Source organism: Amycolatopsis sp. NPDC004079, assembly GCF_040610415.1.
GTDB lineage: Bacteria > Actinomycetota > Actinomycetes > Mycobacteriales > Pseudonocardiaceae > Amycolatopsis > Amycolatopsis halotolerans.
Genome location: NZ_JBEXMH010000053.1, coordinates 13,493 through 37,712, shown reverse-complemented (window position 1 = coordinate 37,712; position 24,220 = coordinate 13,493). Strand labels below are relative to the sequence as shown.

The following is a 24,220-nucleotide window of genomic DNA, read 5'->3' as shown; positions in this document are numbered from 1 at the left end:
CTTTGGTGGGAGGTCGCGGTGCGGGTTTGGGCGTGGCTTCGTGACTGGCCTGCCTTTGCCGACACTTCCGGATCCGCTCGGTCGACATCGCTTCGGCGGGAGGTCGCGGTGCGGGCTCGGGTGTCGCTTCGTGACCGGCCTGCCCTTGCCGAACTCCCCGATCCGTCCAGGCGACATCGCCCAGGATCGCGGTGCGAGCTTGCGTACCGCTTCGTGACCGGCTCGCCCAGCGCGGCCGTTCGACCCTTCCCGTTCCTTCCCGAGGCCGGAGGTGCCCCGTGGATTTCCTGACCCCTGCGACCTGGGCGGAAGCCCTGGCGGTCAAGTCGGACCGCCCCGACGCCGTCCCCCTGGCGGGCGGCACCGACGTCTTGGTCGAACTCAACTTCGACCACCGCCGCCCCACCGCGTTGCTCGACCTGACCCGGATCAGCGACCTGACCGAGTGGACCGAAGAAGACGGCCGCATCCGCCTGGGCGCGGGCGTGTCGTACACCCGGATCATCACCGAGTTGGGCACCCGCCTCCCCGGATTGGCGATGGCGAGCCGCACCGTCGGCTCCCCGCAAATCCGCAACCGCGGCACCGTCGGCGGAAACCTGGGTGCTGCCTCCCCCGCCGGCGACACCCACCCGATGCTCCTGGCCTGCGACGCGACGATCGAGGTCGCGTCCGTGCGCGGCACCCGGATGATCCCGGCGACGGAGTTCTACCAAGGCGTCAAACGCAACGCGCTGGCCCAGGACGAACTGATCGCCTCCATCCACCTCCCGACCGCTACCGGTCCGCAGCAGTTCGCGAAAGTCGGCACCCGCAACGCGATGGTCATCGCAGTGTGCTCGTTCGCACTGGACCTGGCCCCAGAAACCGGCTGGGTGGGCGCGGCGGTCGGTTCGGCCGCGCCGACCCCACGCCGAGCCACCGCCGCCGAAGACTTTCTCCGCGAGGCCCTCTCTGATGCGTGGGAATCCCGCCCCCCGCTGCCGGACCCGGTGGTCCGCCGCTTCGGCGAACTGGCCGCGAGCGCCGCGTCCCCGATCGACGACGTCCGGGGCAGCGCGGACTACCGCGTCCACGCGATCGCAGTACTGGCCCGCCGGACGTTGAGCTGGGCCTGGGACGACTATCGGAAAGGCGGGCAGCCGAAATGCGCCTGAACCTCACGGTCAATGACGAGCCCCGGACTGTCGACGAGGTCTGGGAAGGACAAAGCCTGCTCTTCATCCTGCGCGACCAGCTAGGCTTGCCGGGCTCGAAAAACGCTTGCGAACAGGGCGAATGCGGTTCGTGCACAGTGTATTTGGACGGTACCCCAGTGTGCTCGTGCCTGGTCGCCGCGGGCCAAGCCGACGGCCGGAACGTCCGCACCGTAGAGGGCCTGGCCGACGGCGACCAGCTGGACGCAGTACAACAAGCCTTCATCGAAGCCGGCGCCGTGCAATGCGGCTTCTGCACGCCGGGGTTGATCGTCGCCGCACACGAACTCGTACACCGCGTGACCGCCCCGACGGACCCGGAAATTCGCGAAGCCCTGGCGGGAAACCTCTGCCGCTGCACCGGGTACGAGAAAATCCTGGACGCAGTCCGCCTGGCCGCGACTCGCGTCGGAGAGGCGGAGCCCGCGAGCCCCGCGTGACAGCTGCCCCGCGTGCGGGAGCCATTGCGTCGACTGAGCTGCCTTGTCAGGCGCCTGCGCTCGGCTTGCCAAGCCGCACGCAGGCAACTGCCCGCAGTCCGGCATGAGGACGCGAACCGGCCTGCCATTTCGCTCGGCCCGCAGCACTCGCACCGGCTGGGGCTGTCTGCCCGGTGCCACGCGAGCAATTCCACCTGCTCCGGGCACTGTCAGTTTTGCCATCGGCCACTGGCTCGCAGCGGACCTTGCCGCTCCGCACAGCCGGTCCACGTGCAGCCGCCAGTGCCAACCCGCGACCGGGCCCGGCCTGCGATCCGCACCGGAAACCGTGCCTGCGCGGGCGACTCCGTCGGCGCCGGCCCGCCGACCCGTTTCGGTCCTGCGGCCGAGCACTGGTGACCCCGGGCTCCGGCTCGTACCAGCCCGCCGATCTGTTCCGGTCTCGCGGCCCAGCGCCGGTAACCTTGCGCTCCGGCTTGTACCAGCTCGCCGATCTGTTTCGGTCCTGCGGCCCAGCGTCGGTAACCCCGCGCTCCGGCTCGTACCAGACCGGTCAGAGTCCCTTCATCAGATCCGTCTCCGTCACCCCCGGCCCCTGTCCTGCCCGGATGAACCACTCCGTCCCGAACATCTGGCCGAATTTGTCGTCCGGCAGGGCCAGGAAGAACGAATCCTCGCTGATCTGGCTCTGGTGCGCGCGCATCGCCGCCCGCTTCACCTTCGCGTATGCCGTGACGTCGACTTCCGCGGTCAGCTCCGCTGCCGGTTTGCCGATGATCATGTCCTCGTCCGGGCCGCCTTCCTCGCCCGCCGCGCGCGCTGCTTCGGCGGCGCGGCGCACCTCGTCGCGGTTCACCGAGCCCTGGTAGATCCGCGGCGTGCCCGCGAGTTCTCCCGCGCGCATGCCGACGCGGTGGACCTGGATGTGATCCGGGTGGCCGTAGACGCCGAAGTCGTCGTACACCGTGAGCACGTCCGCCGACTCCTCGCGCAGGATCGTCGCCAGCCGCTCCGCCGCTTCTTCGACCGGTGCGCTCCAGAACGTGTCCGGGCCGTCGTTCGACGGGTCGCCCATCATCCCGGAGTCCTGGTATCCCAGGAACTCCACCCGCGAGACGCCCAGCACCTCAGCCGCCGCCCGCGTCTCCTTCACGCGCCGGTCCGCGAGCTGCTCGCCGTCGTCGAGCAGGCCCTCGGGGATCTCGCCCTTTTCCCCGCGCGTGGCCACCACGAGCACCACCCGGTGCCCCTCGTCGGCCGCCTTGCGCATCACGCCGCCGGTCATGATCGCCTCGTCGTCCGGATGAGCGTGGAACGTCACCAATGTCGCCATGCCAACGAATCTACCGGCACCCACCGACAAAAACCGGCGCCCGCCGCGAACGGCTTCCGGAAAATCCGCAACCCTCCATTGTGGACAAGTCGCCCACATGGGTGGACCTGCGGCTTTACCGGCGCGAGGGGTCCCCTCGCGCGCTCCGGCGCTTGGCTTCTCCCGCCGCCCGGCTTACGTTGGGGTCCGCCGACCGAGGAGGCGTCATGGCAGAACGGACGAAATACATCCTGGACGAGGCCGATCTCCCGGCGCAGTGGTACAACGTGGTGCCGGACCTGCCCGAGCCGCCGCCTCCGCCGCTGCACCCGGGAACGCGCGAGCCCGTCGGGCCCGCGGACCTGGCCCCGCTGTTCCCGCGGGCGCTCATCGAGCAGGAGGTCACCACCGAGCGCTACATCGACATTCCCGAGGAAGTCCGCGACGTCTACCGGCTCTGGCGTCCGTCTCCGCTCTACCGCGCCCGCCGGCTGGAGAAGGCGCTCGGGACCCCGGCCCGGATCTACTACAAGTACGAGGGCGTCAGCCCGGTCGGTTCGCACAAGCCGAACACCGCTGTGCCGCAGGCGTTCTACAACGCGGCCGAGGGCGTCACACGGCTCACCACCGAGACCGGCGCCGGGCAGTGGGGGAGCGCGCTGGCGTTCGCGTGCGCGACGTTCGGGCTGTCCTGTGAGGTGTGGCAGGTGCGGGCGTCGTACGACCAGAAGCCGTACCGCAAACTGATGATGGAGACCTTCGGCGCGCAGGTGTATCCGAGTCCATCGGACCGCACTGCTTCTGGCCGCGCGATCCTGGCCGAGAACCCGCAGTCGACGGGCAGCCTCGGCATCGCGATCAGCGAAGCCGTCGAGCAGGCGGCGGCGGATCCGGGCGCCCGGTACGCGCTGGGCAGCGTGCTCAACCACGTGCTGCTGCACCAGACGGTGATCGGCGAGGAAGCCCTCCGGCAGTTCGAAATGGCCGGCGACACCCCGGACGTGCTCGTCGGCTGCACCGGCGGCGGCTCCAACTTCGGCGGGCTCGCTTTCCCGTTCCTGCGGGAAAAACTGGCCGGCCGGATGAACCCGGTGATCCGCGCGGTCGAACCGGCGGCCTGCCCGACCCTCACCCGAGGCCGCTACGCCTACGACTTCGGCGACACGGCCGGCCTCACGCCCCTGCTGAAAATGCACACGCTCGGCCACGGCTTCATCCCGGACCCGATCCACGCCGGAGGCCTGCGCTACCACGGGATGTCGCCGCTGATCTCGCACATCTACGAGCTGGGTCTCATCGAGGCGCTCGCGATCGGCCAGCAGGAATGTTTCGCGGCCGGGGTGCGGTTCGCCCGCACGGAAGGAATCATCCCCGCACCTGAACCGACGCATGCGCTGGCCGCGTGTATCCAGGAAGCGTTGCGCTGCAAGGAGACTGGCGAGGAGAAGGTGATCCTGACGGCACTCTGCGGACACGCGCACCTCGACCTGCCCGCGTACGGCGCGTATCTGGCGGGGGACATGGTGGACAACGAACTTCCGGACACAGCGCTGGAGGAATCGTTGGCGGCGCTTCCCTGACGGGTGTGGCTGGCGGACTGGAGAGGAGGAGATGAGGGGTTAGTTGGCGAGTGACGCTGGGCTAGCGGGCTGGCTGGAAGCGGTTGGCTCGGACCGGTGAGCAGGCGGCGTAGGCCGGACGTATCGACTGACGGCCCAAGCAGGCTGGGGTCGGTTGGTGGGTGGTGGCGGGCCGAGTGGGTCGGCTGGCTGCCAGGCCGGTTGTGGTTGGCTGGGGTCGGGTGGCAGGCGATGGCGGGCCGGGTGGATCGGCTGGCTGCCAGGCAGGTTGTGGTCGGTTGGCGGGCGGCGGCAGGCCGGATGGATCGGCTGGCTCGTCGCCGGTCTCCAGCGTGGTTTCGGCTCCCTGGACGGCCATCAGGTACTGCTTGATGGCGAACTCCTCAAGCCGGGTCTCTTACCTTGGCTGCGAACGCGCTCGACGCCGTTCAAGAGCCCGGCGAAAAACCCGGCAAGAAAAATCTGTCGCCGTTCCTCTGTCACCGTTCCTTGGAGACGGTCGCCAGCAGCTCCGGACCTCGCTCCATCAGTCGTTTCTGGGCCAGCGAACCCCACCACCACGCCAAGGCGATGCCGGTCGCGATTCCGGCCGGAATGCCCAGCCACTGCAGCACTGGCAGGTCCGTGAGCTTTCCGGCTACGCACAGCGCCACCACCGGCAGCGCGCCGAGCAGGATGAGGAGCGTTGTCGCCAGCATCAGGGCGGCGCGGGCGCAGCCGGGGCGGCCGCCGGACGACCATGGGCTGCCGCTGCGGCGTTGATCCGGCAGCGGGAAGGCCAGGAAGACCGATTGCAGCATCAGGATTCCGGCTCCGGCGCCCAGGGTTGCCGGGACCAGGCCGAGGACCCACGGGTACGCCCCCGGCACGCCGGTGACGCCGGGCAGGACCAGCGCCAGCACAAGGGCGATGGGGGCGACGATCAGGGCCCATGCCAGCTGACGGCCGCGCACGTCGGCGCGTTCGGCGCCGGGGACGACGAGCGTGTGCCATAGCGCGCTGCCGTCCATTCCGTACAGGTTGCCGGACTGCATGGACGCGAAAATCACCACTGCGACACCGAAATACGGCAGCATCACCGACTGTCCGCCGCCACCGCCGGACAGGGCTGGCACGACGGTGATGACGAAACCGATGAGCAGCGTCGACAGCAGGGCGACGCGTCGGCGCGCGTCTCGCCACCAGGTGTAGAGCTCCTTGCGCGCCACGGCACCGATCGGCGTGGCGGGGAGGAGGCTGCGCCGCGTGCGGGTGCTCTTCGCGCGGGTGCGGGAGGCACCGCGGAAGGAAGGAGTGGTGACCTGCCGGGCCAGCAACGCGCCCCAGACCAGGACCAAGACCGCTACTGCCCCGAGCAGCGCGGCGAAGAGGCCGCCGACGGTGCCCCATTCGCCGGCTCCGGCCGCGTGCACCGCGAGGGTGCCCCAGCCGGACGGCAGAGCGTGCATGACGCTGACGAAGCCGGGCATCTGGCCGGTGACGATCGCCGGGCCGACGCTCCGCGTCACGTAGTTCACCGCGACGCCGGACAACCCGGTGAGCGCCACCAGGATGATGCCCAGTTCCTTGCCCTTGCGCGACGTCAGCAGCGTGCCGAGCGCGGCCATCACCACGCGGTACAGCAACACCACGAACGCCAGCTGCAGCACGGTGAACACGAGCCCGACGAACGCCGCACCGGCGCCGAACCGCAGCCCGTAGAACACCAAGCCGAGGAACGCCAGCAGGCTCACCAGCGCCGTGACGCCCACGAAACTCGCCGCGAGCAGACCGACCGCCAGCTTGCGACGGCCGATCGGCAGCAGCGCGAAGTGCTCCGGCCGCAGGGTGTCGTCCCCGCCGCCGGTCGCGATCGGCGCGAGCACCCAGCCCGCCATCCACACCGCGTAGACGGAGGTGAGCAGGTCGACCGTGATCCGCGCTTCCGGAGCCGGGAACACCGCGACGCCGATGGTGAACAAAGCCGCCAGCAGACCGAAGATGCCGCCGACGATCATTCCGGCGATCTGCCGCCCGCGCAGCGAATTGCGCAGGACCCGCAGCTTCAGTCGGACGAGGACGCCAACCACGCCAGCCCCTCCGCTCCACCGGTCCGCCCGCCGACAATGTGCACGAACGCGTCTTCCAGCGTGCCTTCGCCCCGCACGTCCGCCACCGCGCCCGCGGCGACGACGCGTCCGCGCGTGATCACCGCGACGTGGCTGCACAGCTGTTCCACCAACGCCATCACGTGGCTCGACAGCACGACCGCACCGCCGGAAGCGACGAACCGCTGCAGGATCGTGCGAATCGTCGACGCGGAAACCGGGTCCACCGCTTCGAACGGCTCGTCCAGCACCAGCAGCCGCGGCCCGTGCAGCAACGCCGTCGCGAGGCCGATCTTCTTGCGCATGCCCGCGGAATAGTCGATGACGAGGGTGCGCTCGGCGTCCGTCAGCTCCAGCACGCCGAGCAGTTCCTGCGCGCGTTCGGCGACCGTGTCCGGCGCGAGCCCGCGCAGCAAGCCCATGTACGTCAGCAGTTCCCGCCCGGTGAGCCGCTCCGGAATGGACAATCCGTCCGGAAGAACGCCGATCAGGCTTTTCGCCCGTTCCGGTTCCCGCCAAACGTCCACACCGAACACGCGCGCTTCGCCGGCGTCTGGCCTGAGCAGCCCGACCGCCATCGACAGCGACGTCGTTTTCCCGGCTCCGTTGGGGCCCACGAGACCGAAGAACGACCCCCGCGGCACTTCCAGCCGCACATCGTCTACTGCCAGCGTGGTCCCGAACCGTTTGGTGAGTCCGTAAAGCCCCATGGCCGCGTCGTCGGACACCGGTTCCCCCTTCCCGTGGTGTGCGCACGACTGTACGCGGGGTCACCGACAGAAAGCGGGCGGAGTGGTTTCGGAAAGCCGCGGATCCGGGGTTCCGGACATCGCCAGCAGCCCGCGCACCGCGCGGACGAGCTTGGGCCATGACGTGGGTTTCCGGATGTCGTACGCGCTCAGCAACTGGCGGAGCATGGTGAGCGTGTCGAAGTAGATGCGTTCGCACACCAGCCGTTCGTCGGCGTCGAACAGGAAGTACGCGGTCATCCGGACCCGGAACCGCTGCCCGGTCGGCGGGATCTTCCCGAGCGGCCCGCGATGTGTGCCGAGAAGCCAGAACTCGACGATTACCGCATCCGCACTGTGCCGCAGGGCGATGATTTCGTGGTCTTGATCCGGAAAAGCGCGACGCGTTTCGTCGTAGTAGCCGCGCACCGCGGAATCGCCGTCGTGCACGGTCATCGTCGGGACGATCTCGTAGTGCGGGTGCGGGAACGTCTCCAGCACGTCGTCCCAGTCCTGGCGCACCTCGTCGCGGAAGTGGTCGAGGACGAGCTTGTGCCGGGCTCGCAGCACTTCGGGCGCGGGGATGGCCAACGGGTCCACGGGTTCCTCCAAGCCAGGAGAGCGGAACCGCAATTTAATCCACAGTGTGGGTTAACCGCAAGTGCGCCATGATGGAGCCGTGAACACCACGACGCGCCGGGGACGCCCGCGCAAGGGAGACGCCCGGCTGTCGCGGGAGGCGATCCTGACGGCCGCGCTGGAAGTAGTCGACGCCGACGGCGCGGCAGCGGTGAGCATGCGGACCGTCGGGCAGCGTCTCGGCGTGGACGCGAAGAGCCTCTACCACCACATCGACGGCAAAGAAGCCTTGCTCGACGCCGTCGCCGGGCACGTGCTCGCCGGGATCGGCCTCCCGGACTTGACCGGCCAGCCCGAAGAAGACCTCCGCGCGATCGCCCAGTCCTTCCGGCAAGCGACGCGCGCGCACCCGCAGGCCGCCGCGCTGGTCCTAACCAGACAGTTGCCGTCGATCGCCGCGCTCGCCCCGGTCGAGGCGGTGCTTTCGGTGCTGCGCAAGGCAGGCGCGTCCCCCGAAGAGGCGGTGCACCTGCTGCGCTCGCTCCTGGCCGTCGTGGTCGGCTCGCTCCTGCGCGAGGCGGGTGCGGGGCCGGCGTTCGGCGTCACCGACGAAGCCGGAATCGCCCACCGCCGCGCCGAACTGGAGCAGACCGGACTTCCCGCCGTCGTCGAATGCGCGCCGTATCTGGCGCGGTGCGATCACGAAGCGGAGTTTTCCTTCGCCGTGGATCTGGCGGTGGCCGCCACGATGCAGCGACTCGTTACTCCCCGCAGGTGATCTTCGGCTGCGGGTTGTAGCGGACCGACCGCGTGTGCCGCGAAACTTCCCGGCCCGACGAGGCGTCGCGCAGGATCCGGGTGTCGCTCGCGGTGAAACCGGGCGCGCCGTTGGACGCGTGGCAGTTCTCCGCCGGGCCCGGTTTCGTCGGCGGCGGCGTCGGGTTCGACCGCTCGCCGGGAACCGATTCGACCGTGTACCGCTTGGTGCCCCACAGTTTCACGGTGATCGACGACGACGTCCAGACGGTCTGGATCGCGACGCCGGTGTCCGAGTCGTTCGTGAACTTCAGGTCGATCACGCTGGCGCCGTTGGGGTTCTGGAACACCGTCGCCTCGCGCGCGGCCGGGTAACGGCTGATGTAGTAGCTGTGTTCCTTGTGCCCGGCGTCCTTCATCCCGGAGAAGTACGCCGCGTTGTACAGCGTGGTGGCGAACTGCGAAATGCCGCCGCCCACCTCGCGGGCAGGCGCGCCGTTCTCGATCACGCCCGCCTCGACGTACCCCTGCGGACGCCCGCGCGCGCCGGTGAACCCGTTGAGGCTGAAGGTTTCTCCCGGCTTCACGATCGCGCCGTTCACCTTCTCGGCGACCACGCGGATGTTCGTGCCGGAGTCGGGCGCGAACCCGCCGGTGCTGAATTCGCCGATGACTTCCTTGACGCCGAGCTTGTCCGCCTGCTCGGTGGTGACCTTCGCCGGAGTCTTCTTGTAGATCGCCTTCAGCTCACGGCTGTCGGCCTGCTTCAGCGTGTTCGGCAGCGGCTTGAGGCTCTGCTCCCAGTCGACCGTGTTGCCGTCCGCGGACGGTTCGACGACCGGCTTGCCGCCGGAGAACGCGATGGCCGCGTCCTTGCCCTCCTGCTCGGTCGACTTCAGCTGCGGCGCGAGCGCGTCGGTGACCTTCTTCGGGTCGACCTGCGGCGCGAGGCCGCCGCCGTCGCCGGGCACGAACGTCAACGCGCCCGCGATCTGCTCCGGACTCAGCGTCGCGTCCGCGCCTTCGCCCTTGACCACGATCGGCGCGGACACCGCGGGCTTGGCGAACTCGGTCAGTGCCCGCTGAACGCCCTCCGCGGTGGTGCGCACCGGTGTCGGCGCGACCGGGAGCGTCAGCTCGTTGCTGGAAGCCCAGCCGCTCAGCACCTTCGCGCGCGCCGCCGCGACGTCCAGCTTCTGCCCGGCCTGCGGCGGGACCGCGACCGGGGTGGTGCCGTCGAACCGGATCGTGCCCTCGACCGGCTCCCGGTCGACGCGTCCGCGCAGGTCCTCGAGCGCCGGGTCGAGCTTCTCGGCCTCCGCGTGCGACACCACGCCGAGTTCCCGCGTGCTGAAGAACGACGCGAGCCGGGTGAAGGGGTTGATCGGCTGGTCGCCCGCCTGGTCGAGAGTGCCGCTCCAGTCGAGCCCCAGCCCTGCCTCGGTCGGCGACAGCTTGGTGTGCGCGTTGCCCGCGGTGACGGTGAGCGGCTGGGTGAGCCGCGGCTCGATCTTCCCGCGCAGCTCGCGTTCGGCGACCGGCCGCTCCAGCCCGCCGACGTCCACGCCGGCCACGACGACGCCGCGCGGCACCCGGCCCTGGCTGGTCAGCAGGTCGATGAGGTAGGCGACGACCAGGACGCCGAGCACGCCGCCGCTGATCCAGCCCGCTTTGCGCAGGCCCCGCCTTCGCGGCGGGGACGGAGGTTCCTCGGGCGGCACGACCGGCAGGATCTCGGTCTGGTCGCTGTCGGTTTCCGGCCAGCGCGGTTCGTACTGCACCTCACGACCCCTTCGATTCGCTGCGGTCAAGGGCACAGCGTACGGGCCGAGCCGGACATGCCGGACTACTGCCCCCAGCGGAACAAACCGGTCACCCGGCGTCCGGTTCCGGATTGGCCCCGGCGCGCGCCAGAAAGTCGAAGTCGCAGCCCTCGTCGGCCTGCGTGATGTGCTCCGCGTACAGCGCACCGTAACCTCGTTCGAACCGCGGTGCAGGGGCGGCCCACGAAGCGAGACGACGCTCCAGTTCGGCGTCGTCCACCTGAAGCCGCAACGTCCGGGACGGCACGTCCAGGGTGATCAGGTCGCCGTCGCGGACGAGCGCGAGCGGTCCGCCGACGTGCGATTCCGGTGCCACGTGCAGCACGCACGCGCCGTAGCTGGTGCCGCTCATCCGGGCGTCGGAGATCCGCACCATGTCCCGCACGCCTTGTTCCAGCAGGTGCGCCGGGATCGGCAGCATGCCGTACTCGGGCATCCCGGGACCGCCGAGCGGACCGGATCCGCGCAGTACCAACACGGAATCGGCGGTGATACCCAGCGCCGGGTCATCGATGCGCTTCTTCAGGTCCTTGTAGTTGTCGAAAACCACCGCCGGACCGGTGTGCGTGAGCAGCGTGGGGTCAGCGGCGATGTGCTTGATCACCGCGCCGCCGGGAGCGAGGTTCCCGTGCAGCACGGCCACGCCGCCTTCGCTGGCGACCGGGTTGTCGCGCGGGCGGATCACGTCGTCGTTGTGCACGCCCGCGTCGGCGAGAGAATCAGCGAGCGGACGCCCGGTGACGGTGATCCGGTCGAGGTGCAGCAGGTCGGTCAAGCGGGACAACAGCCCGGGCAGGCCGCCCGCATAATAGAAATCCTCCATGAGCCAATCGCCGCCCGGCCGGATGTTCGCCAGCACCGGCGCCCGGCGCGCGATCTCGTCGAAATCCTTCAGGGACAACGAGATTCCGCTGCGTCCGGCCATCGCGATCAGGTGGATCACCGCGTTGGTCGATCCGCCGAGTGCCAGCACGGTGGTGATCGCGTCGGCGTACGCGTGCTCGTCGAGGATCTTCGCGATCGTGAGGTCTTCCCACACCATGCCCACGATTCGCGCACCGCTCGCCGCCGCCATCCGGTGGTGCGCGGAATCGACCGCGGGGATCGACGCCGCGCCGGGCAGCGTCAGCCCGAGCACCTCGGCGGCGGACGTCATGGTCGACGCGGTGCCCATTGTCATGCAGTGGCCGGGGGAGCGGGCGAGGCCGCGTTCCAGCTCGGCGAGCTCGCGGTCGCCGATCGTGCCCGCGCGCCGTTCGTCCCAGTACTTCCACATGTCGGTGCCGCTGCCGAGCACCTCGCCGCGCCAGTTTCCGCGCAGCATCGGCCCGGCGGGCACGAAAATCGACGGCAGCCCGGCGCTCGCCGCACCCATCAGCAGCGCCGGGGTGGTCTTGTCGCAGCCGCCCATCAGCACCGCGCCGTCGACCGGATACGACCGCAGCAGTTCCTCGGTCTCCATCGCCAGCAGATTCCGGTACAGCATCGGCGTCGGCTTCTGATAGGTCTCCGACAGCGTCGCCACCGGGAACTCCAGCGGGAACCCGCCCGCCTGCCACACGCCGCGCTTGACCTGCTCCGCGCGTTCGCGCAGGTGCTGGTGGCACGGGTTGATGTCGCTCCAGGTGTTGAGGATGCCGATCACCGGCTTGCCGAGGTGCTCGTCGGCCTCGTAGCCGAGCTGCCGGGCACGGGTGCGGTGGCTGAAATTCCGCAGGTCGTCGCCGCCGAACCAGCGGTGGCTGCGCAAGTCCTCGGGTGCCTTCATCGGGCTGCGTCTCCTCGGTCGGCGGATGGCATCTGATATATGATCGTACGTGTCGACGCTCGGAGACGCCCGCCTGGTTGAATGTGCGGGGACGAGCGCGAAAGCCAGGAGGGTCGGCATGCCGTCCACGTTCAGCCTCCCCGCCTCCCGCACCGAGGTGGTGCTGGAGGAGATCCGGCGCGGCATTCTCGCCCGCGAGCTGGTGCCCGGTCAGCAGCTCGTGGAGGCGGAGCTGGCCGCGCGGCTCGGGGTGTCGAAGACGCCCGTGCGCGAAGCGCTCAAGGTGCTGTCCAACACCGGGCTGGTCACGTTCAGCCCGTACAAGGGCGCGTCGGTGTGCGTGGTCGACGCGGAGCTGGCGCGGTCGGTCTACGACGTGCGGATGGTGCTGGAGCCCGAGGCGCTGCGCCGCGCCGTGCGCTCGTCGGACCGCACAGCGTTCGACGAGGCCGCGCAGGTCCTCAAGGAAGCGTCGGGCGCGGATACCGACCAGACCACGTTGAGCCTGCTGAACCGGCGGTTCCACCGCGCGCTGTACGCGGGCTGCGGCAACCCGCTGATGGTGTCGATGCTGGACGACCTGCGCGACCGCGCGGCGCTGATCACGGTGGTCGGCTGGGACGCGAATCCCAGCTGGCGCAAGGAATGGAACGAGCACAAGGCGGTGCTCGCCGCCGCGAAGAAGGGCGACGAGGACGGCGCGGCCGAGCTGCTGCGCGCGCACATCGCGGCGTTCCTCGACCACGTGCTCGAGGCGATCGGGGAGGAGTGACGGCGTGCGGTTGCTGCTCCTCGCGGACACCCACCTGCCGAAGCGGGCGAAGGAACTGCCCGCACAGGTCTGGGACGAAGTCGCGAAGGCGGACGTCGTGGTGCACGCGGGCGACTGGGTCGACGTGGACACTCTCGACGCTCTTGAGGCCCGCAGCGCCCGGCTGATCGGCGTTTACGGCAACAACGACGGCCCTGAACTGCGGAAACGCCTGCCTGAGGTGGCTCGCGAGACGCTGGAAGGCGTCCGGCTGGCGGTCGTCCATGAGACTGGCGACGCGAAGGGCCGTCCCGCTCGGTGCGACGCGTTGTATCCGGACGTCGACGGGCTGATCTTCGGCCACAGCCACATCCCGTGGGACACGGTGACGCCCGGCGGGCTGCGGCTGCTCAACCCCGGTTCGCCCACCGACCGGCGGCGGCAGCCGTTCTGCACCTACCAAACCGCGGAAATCCGCGACGGCCGTCTCGGCGACGTCGAGCTGCATGAGCTGCCTCGGCGCGGCTGAACGGGTAGAACAGGAGTCATGGACCCGGCCCGCGCCCTGCGCGACATCGCCTTCCAGCTCGAACGCGCCGGTGAACCGACTTACCGGGTGCGCGCGTTCCGTCAGGCCGCCGCAGTGGTCGACAAGCTCTCCGAAGACGAACTGGCGTCGCGCGTCGGTGCGAAGACGCTTCAGGCGTTGAAGGGGATCGGCAAAGCCACTGCGGGGGTCATCGAAGACGCGTGGCACGACCGTACGCCCGCGTACGCGGCGAAGCTGCCCGAAAAGAGGCTGCCGGACGGCGGTGCGCTGCGTACGGCGCTTCGCGGCGACTGTCACACGCATTCCGACTGGTCCGACGGTGGCAGCCCGATCCTCGAGATGGCCGAGACGGCGCGCGAGCTGGGGCATGAGTGGATCGTGCTCACTGATCATTCGCCGCGGCTGACCGTCGCGCGCGGCCTGTCCCCGGAACGGCTGCGCGCGCAGATGGACGAGGTCGCGCGAGTGAACGAGCAGCTGGCCCCGTTCCGCCTGCTGCACGGCATCGAGGTCGACATCCTCGACGACGGTGCGCTCGACCAGACCGAGAAGCTCCTGGACCGGCTCGACTTCGTGGTGGCGAGCGTGCACTCGAAGCTCCGCATGCCCGCGCGGGAGATGACCCCGCGGATGCTGGCCGCCGTCGAGAACCCGCACGTCCGCGTGCTGGGGCACTGCACCGGACGGCTGGTCGGCGGACGCAGCAGGCCGGAGTCGCAGTTCAACTCGGAGAAGGTGTTCACCGCTTGCCGCGAGAACGGGGTGGCGGTGGAGATCAACTCGCGGCCGGACCGGCTCGATCCGCCGATGCGGTTGCTGCGCCAGGCCGTCGAGCTGGGCTGCGAGTTCGCGATCGACAGCGACGCGCACGCGCCCGGTCAGCTCGACTGGCAGGGCTACGGCTGCGAGCGGGCGGAAGAGGCGGGCATCGAGCCGGACCGGATCGTCAACACGCGGACGGCTGATCAGCTAGTGCGATGACGGGATTCCGCGCGGGGTCGAGCCAGCGCAGCACCGCGATCAGGTCGTCGACTGCCAGAGCGACACAGCCAGCGGTCGGCCCGCCGGTGGTCACGTGCAGGAAAAACGCCGAACCGGCACCGGGCACGACCGGCGAGCGGTTGTAGTCGATCACCACCGCGTGCGCGTACGCCAGGCCCGCCGCACCGAGGTTCTCGCCCGCCGCTTCGTCGAATTGGCCTGGTGTGCCTCGGTAATGCGTGTTGTAGAGCGGAGAGCGCACATCGGACACCCACCAGTCCGAAGTGGTCACCTGCCGGTAGGGGAGTCGGGTACCGGGGTTCGGCGCGATGCCGAAAGCCTCGGTGAGCGGCCAGATTCCGGCTGGGGTAAGGGAAAGCCCTTCGCTCGCGACGCCGATTCCTTGCGCGCCGACTTCCGCTGGGTACGGACCGAGTGCCCGTACCCAGCGGTCGCCGTCGTGGTCCCACGCGGACGCGCTGTGCGCGGTGACCGTGAGAACTTGCCGGGGATTCAGTTGATCTCGTACGGGTCGCCGTAGACCTGCCACTTCAGCGGCGTGTGCAGATCGAGGTTGCCGTCGTTGAGGAACACCAGCTGCTCGGTGTCGACGCGGGACGTGTCCGCGTGCGCCTCTTCCTTCTTCATGACCACCTTGCGCGCGTCGAGGAATGCCTTGAGATAGGCGGTTTCGTCGCCGCCCTGGGCCGGTGGCTTCGCCTTCGACAGCGCGGCGTCGCGGATGCCGCCGAAGCTGTCGGTGCTCGTGCCTGGGCCGTGCATCACGATCGCGTCGTAGTAGATGAACTGGCCGAGCGCGCCGAGACCGTCCGACTTGCCCTGGTTCACCGCCGGGTCGAAGTACACGCGGTCGCGCTCGCTGTTCTGCGCGGCCTGGAATTCCTGAGTGCCCGCGGCTTCCTTCCAAGCGCTCTCGAACGGCGCGCCGAGACCTTCGTGCGAATCGGAGCCGTTGACCTTTTCCAGCGCTGGCAAGAACTTCGCGAGCGGGTTGTCCGGCACGGACTTGGTGTAGGCCTGCACGAGTTCGAGCATGTCGCCGGTGCCGGAGCAGAACCCGATGATGCCCGCGGTGTAGCCGCGGCCGTCCTTGATGTCCTCGATGTAGGAGTACTGCTTCTTCCAGTCGAGCGACGAGTTCTCCGCGCTCGACACGAGCTGCATCGCGATCTCTTTTTTCTCGGGAGACGCGAGGTCGCCGCCGGATCCCAGCACGGAAGCTGAGGTGGCGAGCGGGGCGGGCACGGCGGCAGCCGAGAGAGCGGGGGTGCTGAACACGAGGGCGAGGGCCGAGGCAGCCGTGAGACCGGCGACCAGCGTGGGCCGCATCGTCTTGCGCATGAGGGGAATCCCTTTCCGCGGTACGTGGGCAAGGCGGCCGGACCGGCGAATGACCGGTTCCGGGTACTGCTGCGGCGTAGCGCCACGATAACCGAGCGTGAAGCCGTGGGGCAAGGGATGCGAAAACTTTTCACAGATGTGAACGCGGTCGATCCACTGTGGACGATGAAGATTGCCTGAAGGCGGCTGAAAATCCACTGGAACGGCGGGAGTCGTCGTTGGACTGTCCACTATGGACTTCAGCAGAAGCTCTCGGCGCACCTTAAAGACATGGTAAACTCGCCCCGAGATGACGACTGCTGCCGCCGCTTCCGCGCCGCGGCACCGGTCCATCCTCGTCGTGGCACTCGCCGCGCTGCTCCTGCTCGGCGTCGCCGTCCCCGGTCCGGGACCGTCCGGCCCGCGTCCGCACGACCCCGAACCGGCCCTGGTTCAGGAACAGGGCCCGCACCTCGTCGCCGCGCACCCGCTGCCGCTCGCCGACGCCCCGGGCGAGATCCGCCTTGCCCGGCCGGATCGGTGCACTGTCCCGTTTTCCGCCGCACCGCCGGCGGAACTGGACCGCGCGCCCGCGCCCGCCGCGGCGCGGGCCCCTCCCGAGTGCTGAGTACTCGTTCCCCACCTGTACCCGGCTCTCAAGAGGATTTCATGAGCAACGGTCATGCTTTGCTGGCCGTCGGCGGCGCGTTTCTCGCCGCCGGCGCCCTCGCCCGCGTCGGCGCCCGGATCGGGCTGCCCACGATTCCCCTGTTCATGCTGGCCGGTTTCGTCTTCGGCCCGCACACCCCCGGACTGTCCCTTGTGGACGATCCGGCCGAGTTCGGCGTGCTGGCAGGGCTCGGCCTCGTGTTCCTGCTCTTCTATCTCGGCTTGGAGTTCTCGCTCGACGACCTCGCCCGCGGCGGCGCCAGACTCGCCTGGGCGGGGCTGGCGTACCTCGTGCTGAACATCGGCGGCGGGCTCGCGTTCGGCTTCGCGCTCGGCTGGGGCACGCGCGAGGCGCTGGTGATCGCCGGCGCGATCGGCATCTCGTCCTCGGCCATCGTCACCAAACTGCTCCTGGAAACCCGGCGGATGAACAACCGGGAATCCCGGCTCATCATGGGCATCGTCGTGCTGGAAGACCTGTTCCTCGCGCTGTACCTGGCGCTGCTGCAGCCGGTGCTGAGCGGCGCCGACGGATTCGGCGCGGCGCTCGCCGACTTCGGCAAGGCGTTCGGCTTCCTGCTCGTCCTCGCCGCGCTGGCCCGCTGGGGCGGACGGCTGGTGTCGCGGCTCTTCGGCTCAGCGGATGACGAACTGCTCACCGTCTGCTTCGTCGGCGTCGCCGTGCTCGGTGCCGCGGCGGCCGAGGAGGTGGGCGTTTCCGACGCGATCGGCGCGTTCATGGTCGGCATGATGCTCGGCAATTCCCAGGTCGCGCCGCGGGTGCACAAGCTGGTGCTGCCGCTGCGGGACGCGTTCGGCGCGCTGTTCTTCTTCATCTTCGGGCTGTCGATCGACCCGGGCGCGGTCGGCACGGTCGTCCTCCCGGTGCTCGCCGCCGTCGTGCTGACGCTGGTGCTGAACCTCGCCGCCGGGGCGTTCGCCGCCCGCCTGCACGGCTTCGACCGGCAGGAAGGCGTGAACATCGGCCTGACCGTGCTGACCCGGGGCGAGTTCTCGCTGGTGCTGGCGACGATGGCGACCGCGGCCGGGCTCGACTCGCGGGTGGCCCCGTTCGTCGCCGGATACGTGCTGCTCCTGGCCGTGATCGGACCGCTCGCCGTGCTCCGCTCGGACCGGCTGACCTGGCTGCTTCCGGCCAAGCTCGTGCGGCCGCGGCCGGCCCCGGTGCCGTGAACCGGCGAGGCGGGGCTGTCACTCGCGGCATATTCGGAAGCCACGACCGTCACGCACGGCTATCCTTGGCCCAAGTATGTCCACTCCATCCCCCTTCGCAGAGCTGCGCGCCCAGTTGCCCGAACTGATGCTGCGCGACGAGTACCGGCTCCGTCGTCGTCTCGACGGCGCGCGCCGGTCTCGTGGCAAGCAGGAGACGGCCGAGCGCATCGCCGCCGACGTCGAAACGGCGCTGCTGCGCGTGCGGCAGCGCCGCGAGAGCGTGCCGAAGATCGAGTACCCCGCCGAGCTGCCGGTCAGCAGGCTCAAGGACGAGATCGGCGACGCGATCCGCGATCACCAGGTGGTGATCGTCGCGGGGGAGACCGGGTCGGGCAAGACCACCCAGCTGCCGAAGATCTGCCTGGAGCTGGGCCGCGGCGTGCGCGGGCAGATCGGGCACACCCAGCCGCGCCGGCTCGCCGCGCGCACGGTCGCCGACCGGATCGCCAGCGAGCTGAAGACCGAACTGGGCGACACGGTCGGCTACAAGGTCCGGTTCACCGACCACTCCGGCCAGGACACCCTGGTCAAGCTGATGACCGACGGCATCCTGCTGGCCGAGATCCAGACCGACCGGATGCTGCGCCAGTACGACACGCTGATCATCGACGAGGCGCACGAGCGCAGCCTCAACATCGACTTCATCCTCGGCTACCTCAAGCAGCTGCTGCCGCGCCGTCCCGACCTGAAGGTCGTCATCACGTCGGCGACCATCGACCCGGAGCGGTTCTCGCGGCATTTCGACGACGCGCCGATCGTCGAGGTCTCCGGCCGGACTTACCCGGTCGAGGTGCGCTACCGCCCGCTGGTGGACCCGGACGAGCCCGAGGGCGACCCGGACCGCGACCAGACGCAGGCGATCGCCGAGGCGGTCCAGGAGCTGTCCGGCGAGGCCCCGGGCGACATCCTCGTGTTCCTCTCCGGCGAGCGCGAGATCCGCGACACCGCGGACGTGCTGAACCGGCTGGACCTGCGGAACACCGAGGTGCTGCCGCTGTACGCGCGGCTGTCCGCCGCTGACCAGCACCGCGTGTTCCAGCGGCACACCGGGCGGCGGATCGTGCTGGCCACGAACGTCGCCGAGACCTCGCTGACCGTGCCCGGGATCAAGTACGTGATCGATCCGGGCACCGCGCGCATCTCGCGCTACAGCCACCGCACGAAGGTGCAGCGGCTGCCGATCGAGGCGGTCTCGCAGGCGTCGGCGAACCAGCGCAAGGGTCGTTGCGGTCGTACCTCGGACGGCATCTGCATCCGGCTGTACTCGGAGGAAGACTTCGAATCGCGGCCGGAGTTCACCGATCCGGAGATCCTGCGGACGAACCTGGCGTCGGTCATCCTGCAGATGACGTCGCTCGGCCTCGGCGACATGAACGCGTTCCCGTTCGTCGAGCCGCCGGACCGCCGCCAGGTCACCGACGGCGTGCAGTTGCTGCAGGAGCTCGGCGCGTTCGAGACCGGCGATTCCTCGAAGCTCACCGAGGTCGGCCGGAAGCTCGCGCTGCTGCCGGTCGACCCGCGGATGGGCCGGATGGTGCTGGAGGCCGCCCAGAACGGCTGCGTGCGCGAGGTGATGATCATCGCCGCCGCACTGTCCATTCAGGACCCGCGCGAGCGTCCGGCGGAGAAACAGCAGGCCGCCGACGCGCAGCACTCCCGGTTCGCGGACCCGACGTCGGACTTCCTCTCCTACCTGAAGCTGTGGGAGTACGTCAGCGAACAGCAGAAGACGTTGACCGGCAACCAGTTCCGCCGGATGTGCCGCACCGAATACCTGAACTACCTGCGGATCCGCGAGTGGCAGGACATCTTCGGCCAGCTGCGCCAGCTCGCCAAACCGCTCGGCATCACGCTCAGCACCACGCCCGCCGAACCGCAGCACGTGCACACGGCGCTGATTTCCGGGCTGCTGTCGCACATCGGGCTCAAGGACCCGGCGAAGGGCGACTATCTCGGCGCGCGCGGCGCCCGGTTCTCCGTGTTCCCCGGCTCGGCGCTGTTCAAGAAGCAGCCGCGCTGGGTGATGTCGGCCGAGCTGGTCGAGACGTCGCGGCTGTGGGGCCGGGTCAACGCGCGGATCGAGCCGGACTGGGTCGAACCGCTCGCGCAGCACGTGGTGAAGCGTTCGTATTCGGAGCCGCACTGGGAGCGCAAGCAGGGCGCGGTGATGGCGACCGAGAAGGTGACGCTGTACGGCGTTCCGCTCATCGCGGACCGGCGGGTGAACTACGGCCGCATCGACCCGGAGATCTCGCGCGCCATGTTCATCCGGCACGCGCTGGTCGAGGGCGACTGGCACACGAACCATCGATTCTTCTCGGAGAACTGCGCGCTGCTGGACGAGGTCGAAGACCTGGAGAACCGCGCCCGGCGGCGCGACATCCTGGTGGACGACCAGACGCTGTACGAGTTCTACGACGCGCGAGTGCCCGAGGACATCGTGTCCGTGCGGCACTTCGACAGCTGGTGGAAGAAGGCGCGGCGGAACGAGCCGGACCTGCTGTCGTTCGAGAAGTCCATGCTCATCAACGAGGTCGCGGGCGCGGTCCGCGAATCGGACTACCCGGACTCGTGGACGCAGGGCACGCACGTCTTCAAGCTGACCTACCAGTTCGAGCCCGGCGCGGACGCCGACGGCGTGACCGTGCACATCCCGCTGCCGGTGCTGAACCAGGTGACGCCGGACGGCTTCGACTGGCAGGTGCCTGGCCTGCGCGGCGAACTGGCGACGCAGCTGATCAAGTCGCTGCCGAAAACGTTGCGGCGCAACTTCGTCCCGGCTCCCGACACGGCCGCGGACGCGTTGACGCGAATGTCCCCTTCGGACGGTCCGCTTCTCGACATCCTCGGCGACGAGCTGCACGCGATGCGCGGCATCGACGTCCCGCATTCGGCGTGGGACCTCTCGACGGTGCCGGATCACCTCCGGATCACCTTCCGGGTGGTGGACGAGCGCGGCAAGCGGGTGGCCGAGGGCAAGGACCTGGACGAGCTGAAGCGCCGCCTCGCGCCGCGCGTGCGGGAGACGATTTCCAAGGCTGCCAACAGCATTGAGAAGGCGGGTCTGGTGCAGCCGTCCTTCGGCGAGCTGCCGAAGGTCTTCGCCTCCACCCGGCGTGGCCACGACGTGAAGGCGTATCCGGCGCTGGTCGACGAGGGCGCGTCGGTGGCCGTGCGGCTGCTGGACACGCCCGCCGAACAGCAACACGCGATGTGGTCCGGCACGCGGCGAATGCTGCGGCTGAACCTGAACTCGCCGATGAAGTTCATTACGCGCTCGCTGTCGAACTCCTCGAAGCTGGTGCTGAACCGCAATCCGCACGGCAGTGTCGCGGGCCTCCTGGAGGATTGCGTCGACTGTGCTGTCGACGCGCTGATGGCCGCCGCGGGCGGCCCGGTCTGGGACGAGGCGGGTTTCGCCGCGCTGCTGGAAAAGGTGCGGGCGGGGCTGAACCCGAAGGTGCTGGAGGTTTTGACGGAGGTCGAGCGGATCCTGCGCGCGGCCATCGACGTCGAAACGCGCCTGTCCGACACCCGCGGCCCGGCCGAGTCGCTGGCGGACATCCGCCGTCAGCTGGACGGCTTGGTGCACAAGGGCTTCGTGACGGAAACGGGCGCCGGACGGCTGTCGAACGTGGTCCGGTACCTGCGCGGCATCGAGCGGCGGCTGGAGAAGCTGCCGCTGGAGCAGACGCGGGACCTGCAGCGCATGGCCGACGTCGCGTGGATCACGAAGGAATACCAGGACGCGCTGGCTGCCTTGCCGCCCGGGACGTCTTCGCCCGCCCTGGCGGAGGTGCGGTGGATGATCGAGGAACTCCGGGTGAGCTTCTTCGCGCAGACATTGGGGACGGCGCATCCGGTGTCGCTGAAGCGGATTACGAAGGCGTTGGACGAAGCGCTGTAGAATCGCCCGATGGCAGGCGAGGGGGACGAGCCGAAGAAGCCCGACGACGATTCCGGCGTCAAGAAATGGTCGTTGATCATCGGCGTGGTGAGCGGCGTTCTGGCTATTCTGGTGGCTGTCAATACGCTGACCGGGTTCAATCCGTTAAAGGAATGGATTTCGCCGCCCACGAGCAAAAACACCCCGGTTTCCGGAGCCGCGGGCGATTCAGTCGCCGGGGCGGGCCGGGCGCAGGCGACGGACACGCTTGCTGGCACACCGCCGACAAGCCCGGTGCGGACAGTCGAAATCACGCCGAGCACCACCCCGCGCAGCACCCTGGAAACTCCGGACAGTCCCAGCACCACCGTGCCCGCGGAACCCGCGTTCCAGGTGCGGTCCTCTCAATGGGACGGACCGTGCCAGGGCTCCGCCTGCACGATGAGCGCCATTTTCCGCAATGACGGCGGGCCGGGCACCGCGGTGGCGACGTTCTTCGTGCTGCTGCCCGACCGGTACACCTTTATCGCGAAATGTTCCGTCATTCTGGGCTACACGGAACAAAACGGCTTCACGAACGCCGGCTGCACGGCGGACAGCGCGCAGATCCTGACTTACTTTCGCGATCATCCCGGCGGAACCGTGCGAATGCAGGTCAAGATCGGCGACTGAGGACGGCCCCGGCTGCCGGCGCCGTCGGCTCGCGCGGGAGAAACGCTCGAAATCCGGCCACGGTGACCCGGCGCGGTCCGGCGTTCAGCCGTACCGGTGAGGCGGAACCCGCCGTGTGGTGTGCGGACATTCCTGGGGCGGCTGGGAAGGCCGCCGAGGCGAGCGCGCTCACTTCGCCTCCGCGTAAGTGTCCACCGGCTTCGCGTGCATCGGAAATCGCACCGGGCAGGCCTCGCCGAAGACCAGCCTCGCGGCCTCCTGGATCGCCGCCTCCACGATCGCCGCGACCTCATCCGCCAGCTCCGCGGGCGCGTGCACGATCACCTCGTCGTGCAGGAAGAACACCAGATGCGCCGGATCGGGCAGCCGCCCGCGCAAGGTGGCCAACAAGACCGCGGTCAGGTCAGCCGCGCTGGCCTGCACCACGAAGTTCCGCGTGAACCGCCCCCAGCTCCGCGACGCCCGGCGCGCGCGAGTCTCCGTCGCCTCGTCCTCGGTGAGGCCACCGGTCAAGGCGCGCCAAGCCGCAGACGGGGCCGGGGAGGTGCGGCCCAGCCGTGACCGGACTCGCTCGCCCCGCTCGCCAGCTGCGGCGGCGTGCTCCACATAGGACACCGCGTCCGGGAAACGCTGGCGCAGCAACGCAAGCAGCGGCCCAGCCTCGCCAGACGTGCCGCCGTACATCGCGGACAGCATGGCGATCTTCGCGCGCGAACGGTCGTCTCGCGTGTCCCCGGGGCGGAGCGGGACGTAGCGCGTACCGGAGAACAGGGCTTCTGCCAATCGGGCGTACAAATCGGTCGCCGCGGCGACTTCGGCCAGGCGGCGGTCGCCGGACAACGCGGTGAGGACGCGTGGCTCCAGTTGTGCGCCGTCGGCGACGACGAGTTTCCAGCCGGGGTCCGCGGACGCGCAGGAGCGCAGCGCGCGCGGGATCTGCAGCGCCCCGCCGCCCCGGGTGGCCCAGCGGCCGGACACCACGCCGCCGACGACGTAGTGCGGCCGGAATCGTCCGTCGGCGACCCATTCGTCCAGCCACGCCCAGCCGTTGGCCGAATGCAGCCGCGACAGTTCCTTGTACTCCAGCAGGGGCGCGACGGCGGGGTGGTCGATGTCCTGCAGCAGGTACTTTCGTGCCGCCGGGATTTCGATGCCTTCCCGGCCGAGCGCGCGTACGACGCTGGCCGACGAGTCGGGGTTCACTGGCCGTCCGCCCAGGGCCGCCGAGATCTTCGCGGCTAGCTCGACGAGGGCTTTCGGACGTTGACCAGCGGGTACGCGCGGTCCTAGGCGTTCTTCCAGCAGTTGCAGATGGCGGTCAGCGCGCCAGGGGAGCCCGGCGGCGGAGATTTCGGCGGCGGCCAGTGCGCTTGCCGATTCGGCCGCGAGCAGCAGCCGCATCCGGGCGGGGGCCTCGGTGGCGGCCACGCGTTTCTCCTGCTCAGCCAGGACTCGTCGGGCCGCGGCGACGACCGTGACGCCCGGTGGCAGGCCGGGGCCGCGCGGGGAGAACAGCGTGGGCTGGGCGTCCTCGCCGAAGGCCGGGCCGTCGTCGGGCGGTTCGTCCCCGTTCGCCCGGGCCCACGCTGCCCGCAGGCTGCGTGATTCGCCCTCCCGGCCCTCGTAGGCGAGCAGCAGTCCCTCGGCGAGCGACAGGTCGTAGCACCGGCCCAGCCGCACGCCAGCCTTGACCAGTGCGGGGTAGATCTCCTCGGCCGAGGGCAGCACCCAGCGCGGGCTCTCGGCCGCTTCCAGCCGACGTACCTCGTCGACCCAGTCGGCGCGCGACAGCCCGCGGAGGGTCCCCGCGGGGCCCTCGATCGTGTAGCCGGACTCTTCCTCCCGGCCGGTGATCACCTGCACCG

Annotated in this window: 20 protein-coding genes; 11 read left to right on the top strand and 9 right to left on the bottom strand. The window is 69.6% G+C overall.

The window, feature by feature from the left end:
- Window positions 1-278 precede the first annotated feature (278 nt).
- Window positions 279-1,157, top strand: coding sequence for an FAD binding domain-containing protein (locus ABZX37_RS37315; RefSeq protein WP_354747745.1), 879 nt, complete (start codon window positions 279-281; stop codon window positions 1,155-1,157).
- On the top strand, window positions 1,148-1,636 hold the full coding sequence (locus ABZX37_RS37310; protein WP_354747743.1) for a (2Fe-2S)-binding protein: 489 nt from the start codon (window positions 1,148-1,150) through the stop codon (window positions 1,634-1,636). The genes ABZX37_RS37315 and ABZX37_RS37310 overlap by 10 nt, the downstream gene beginning before the upstream one ends.
- 553 nt (window positions 1,637-2,189) lie before the next feature.
- Here ABZX37_RS37310 and ABZX37_RS37305 read toward each other — a convergent pair.
- Window positions 2,190-2,969, bottom strand: coding sequence for a PIG-L family deacetylase (locus tag ABZX37_RS37305; RefSeq protein ID WP_354747741.1), 780 nt, complete (start codon window positions 2,967-2,969; stop codon window positions 2,190-2,192).
- Between the two features lie 206 nt (window positions 2,970-3,175).
- Here ABZX37_RS37305 and ABZX37_RS37300 point away from each other — a divergent pair, with 206 nt between their 5' ends.
- A complete protein-coding gene (locus tag ABZX37_RS37300) occupies window positions 3,176-4,528 on the top strand; it encodes a TrpB-like pyridoxal phosphate-dependent enzyme (RefSeq protein ID WP_354747739.1) in 1,353 nt (450 codons plus the stop codon).
- Between the two features lie 479 nt (window positions 4,529-5,007).
- Here the strand turns inward: ABZX37_RS37300 and ABZX37_RS37295 are convergent, their stop codons facing one another.
- From ABZX37_RS37295 to ABZX37_RS37285, 3 genes are read right to left on the bottom strand one after another with little or no spacing between them, the layout of a single operon-like run.
- The gene (locus tag ABZX37_RS37295) at window positions 5,008-6,597 is read right to left on the bottom strand and encodes a hypothetical protein (RefSeq protein WP_354747737.1); all 1,590 of its coding nucleotides are present in this window, start codon (window positions 6,595-6,597) and stop codon (window positions 5,008-5,010) included.
- A complete protein-coding gene (locus tag ABZX37_RS37290) occupies window positions 6,573-7,343 on the bottom strand; it encodes an ABC transporter ATP-binding protein (RefSeq protein ID WP_067582806.1) in 771 nt (256 codons plus the stop codon). Before ABZX37_RS37290 ends, ABZX37_RS37295 begins: the two co-directional genes overlap by 25 nt.
- Before the next feature lie 42 nt (window positions 7,344-7,385).
- Complete coding sequence (locus tag ABZX37_RS37285) at window positions 7,386-7,943, bottom strand: ester cyclase (protein WP_354747734.1); 558 nt, start codon at window positions 7,941-7,943, stop codon at window positions 7,386-7,388.
- A 79-nt stretch (window positions 7,944-8,022) separates the two neighbouring features.
- Here ABZX37_RS37285 and ABZX37_RS37280 point away from each other — a divergent pair, with 79 nt between their 5' ends.
- Complete coding sequence (locus ABZX37_RS37280) at window positions 8,023-8,700, top strand: TetR/AcrR family transcriptional regulator C-terminal domain-containing protein (protein WP_354747732.1); 678 nt, start codon at window positions 8,023-8,025, stop codon at window positions 8,698-8,700.
- Here ABZX37_RS37280 and ABZX37_RS37275 read toward each other — a convergent pair.
- Entirely contained in the window at window positions 8,684-10,459 is a 1,776-nt protein-coding gene (locus ABZX37_RS37275) for a VanW family protein (RefSeq protein WP_354747730.1), read from the bottom strand. The genes ABZX37_RS37280 and ABZX37_RS37275 overlap by 17 nt on opposite strands.
- Before the next feature lie 91 nt (window positions 10,460-10,550).
- Window positions 10,551-12,269: an L-arabinonate dehydratase gene (gene araD, locus ABZX37_RS37270; RefSeq protein ID WP_354747728.1), complete on the bottom strand. Its 1,719-nt coding sequence runs from the start codon at window positions 12,267-12,269 to the stop codon at window positions 10,551-10,553.
- Window positions 12,270-12,387: 118 nt separating this feature from the next.
- On the opposite strand from araD, the gene ABZX37_RS37265 reads away from it, so the two are divergent.
- The 3 genes from ABZX37_RS37265 to ABZX37_RS37255 are packed head-to-tail and all read left to right on the top strand — an operon-like array spanning window position 12,388 to window position 14,551.
- Window positions 12,388-13,041, top strand: a complete 654-nt coding sequence (locus ABZX37_RS37265; RefSeq protein ID WP_354747726.1) for a GntR family transcriptional regulator — start codon at window positions 12,388-12,390, stop codon at window positions 13,039-13,041.
- Between the two features lie 4 nt (window positions 13,042-13,045).
- The gene (locus ABZX37_RS37260) at window positions 13,046-13,549 is read left to right on the top strand and encodes a metallophosphoesterase (protein WP_354747724.1); all 504 of its coding nucleotides are present in this window, start codon (window positions 13,046-13,048) and stop codon (window positions 13,547-13,549) included.
- An 18-nt stretch (window positions 13,550-13,567) separates the two neighbouring features.
- Entirely contained in the window at window positions 13,568-14,551 is a 984-nt protein-coding gene (locus tag ABZX37_RS37255; protein ID WP_354747722.1) for a PHP domain-containing protein, read from the top strand.
- Here ABZX37_RS37255 and ABZX37_RS37250 read toward each other — a convergent pair.
- Window positions 14,517-15,101, bottom strand: a complete 585-nt coding sequence (locus ABZX37_RS37250; RefSeq protein WP_354747720.1) for a L,D-transpeptidase family protein — start codon at window positions 15,099-15,101, stop codon at window positions 14,517-14,519. The two genes, ABZX37_RS37255 and ABZX37_RS37250, sit on opposite strands and share 35 nt — an antisense overlap.
- Window positions 15,065-15,913, bottom strand: a complete 849-nt coding sequence (locus ABZX37_RS37245; protein ID WP_354747718.1) for a chitosanase — start codon at window positions 15,911-15,913, stop codon at window positions 15,065-15,067. The genes ABZX37_RS37250 and ABZX37_RS37245 overlap by 37 nt, the downstream gene beginning before the upstream one ends.
- 289 nt (window positions 15,914-16,202) lie before the next feature.
- On the opposite strand from ABZX37_RS37245, the gene ABZX37_RS37240 reads away from it, so the two are divergent.
- The 4 genes from ABZX37_RS37240 to ABZX37_RS37225 all read left to right on the top strand — a co-directional run bounded on the left by ABZX37_RS37240 (window position 16,203) and on the right by ABZX37_RS37225 (window position 22,355).
- Window positions 16,203-16,520 carry a hypothetical protein gene (locus ABZX37_RS37240; RefSeq protein ID WP_354747716.1) on the top strand — a complete coding sequence of 106 codons (318 nt, stop codon included), beginning with the start codon at window positions 16,203-16,205 and terminating at the stop codon, window positions 16,518-16,520.
- A 41-nt stretch (window positions 16,521-16,561) separates the two neighbouring features.
- On the top strand, window positions 16,562-17,755 hold the full coding sequence (locus ABZX37_RS37235; RefSeq protein ID WP_354747714.1) for a cation:proton antiporter: 1,194 nt from the start codon (window positions 16,562-16,564) through the stop codon (window positions 17,753-17,755).
- A 76-nt stretch (window positions 17,756-17,831) separates the two neighbouring features.
- Window positions 17,832-21,704: an ATP-dependent RNA helicase HrpA gene (gene hrpA / locus ABZX37_RS37230; protein ID WP_354747712.1), complete on the top strand. Its 3,873-nt coding sequence runs from the start codon at window positions 17,832-17,834 to the stop codon at window positions 21,702-21,704.
- 72 nt (window positions 21,705-21,776) lie between these two features.
- On the top strand, window positions 21,777-22,355 hold the full coding sequence (locus tag ABZX37_RS37225; RefSeq protein WP_354747710.1) for a hypothetical protein: 579 nt from the start codon (window positions 21,777-21,779) through the stop codon (window positions 22,353-22,355).
- A 168-nt stretch (window positions 22,356-22,523) separates the two neighbouring features.
- Here ABZX37_RS37225 and ABZX37_RS37220 read toward each other — a convergent pair whose 3' ends face one another.
- Window positions 22,524-24,218: a bifunctional 3'-5' exonuclease/DNA polymerase gene (locus tag ABZX37_RS37220; RefSeq protein ID WP_354747708.1), complete on the bottom strand. Its 1,695-nt coding sequence runs from the start codon at window positions 24,216-24,218 to the stop codon at window positions 22,524-22,526.
- Window positions 24,219-24,220: the final 2 nt, after the last annotated feature.

Bases quoted from the DNA above. Each gene is read 5' to 3' on its own strand.
- ABZX37_RS37300 (WP_354747739.1), top strand. From the start codon at position 3,176: ATGGCAGAACGGACGAAATACATCCTGGACGAGGCCGATCTCCCGGCG.
- ABZX37_RS37310 (WP_354747743.1), top strand. From the start codon at position 1,148: ATGCGCCTGAACCTCACGGTCAATGACGAGCCCCGGACTGTCGACGAG.
- ABZX37_RS37255 (WP_354747722.1), top strand. From the start codon at position 13,568: ATGGACCCGGCCCGCGCCCTGCGCGACATCGCCTTCCAGCTCGAACGC.
- ABZX37_RS37245 (WP_354747718.1), bottom strand. From the start codon at position 15,913: ATGCGCAAGACGATGCGGCCCACGCTGGTCGCCGGTCTCACGGCTGCC.
- araD (WP_354747728.1), bottom strand. From the start codon at position 12,269: ATGAAGGCACCCGAGGACTTGCGCAGCCACCGCTGGTTCGGCGGCGAC.
- ABZX37_RS37265 (WP_354747726.1), top strand. From the start codon at position 12,388: ATGCCGTCCACGTTCAGCCTCCCCGCCTCCCGCACCGAGGTGGTGCTG.
- ABZX37_RS37305 (WP_354747741.1), bottom strand. From the start codon at position 2,969: ATGGCGACATTGGTGACGTTCCACGCTCATCCGGACGACGAGGCGATC.
- hrpA (WP_354747712.1), top strand. From the start codon at position 17,832: ATGTCCACTCCATCCCCCTTCGCAGAGCTGCGCGCCCAGTTGCCCGAA.
- ABZX37_RS37240 (WP_354747716.1), top strand. From the start codon at position 16,203: ATGACGACTGCTGCCGCCGCTTCCGCGCCGCGGCACCGGTCCATCCTC.
- ABZX37_RS37235 (WP_354747714.1), top strand. From the start codon at position 16,562: ATGAGCAACGGTCATGCTTTGCTGGCCGTCGGCGGCGCGTTTCTCGCC.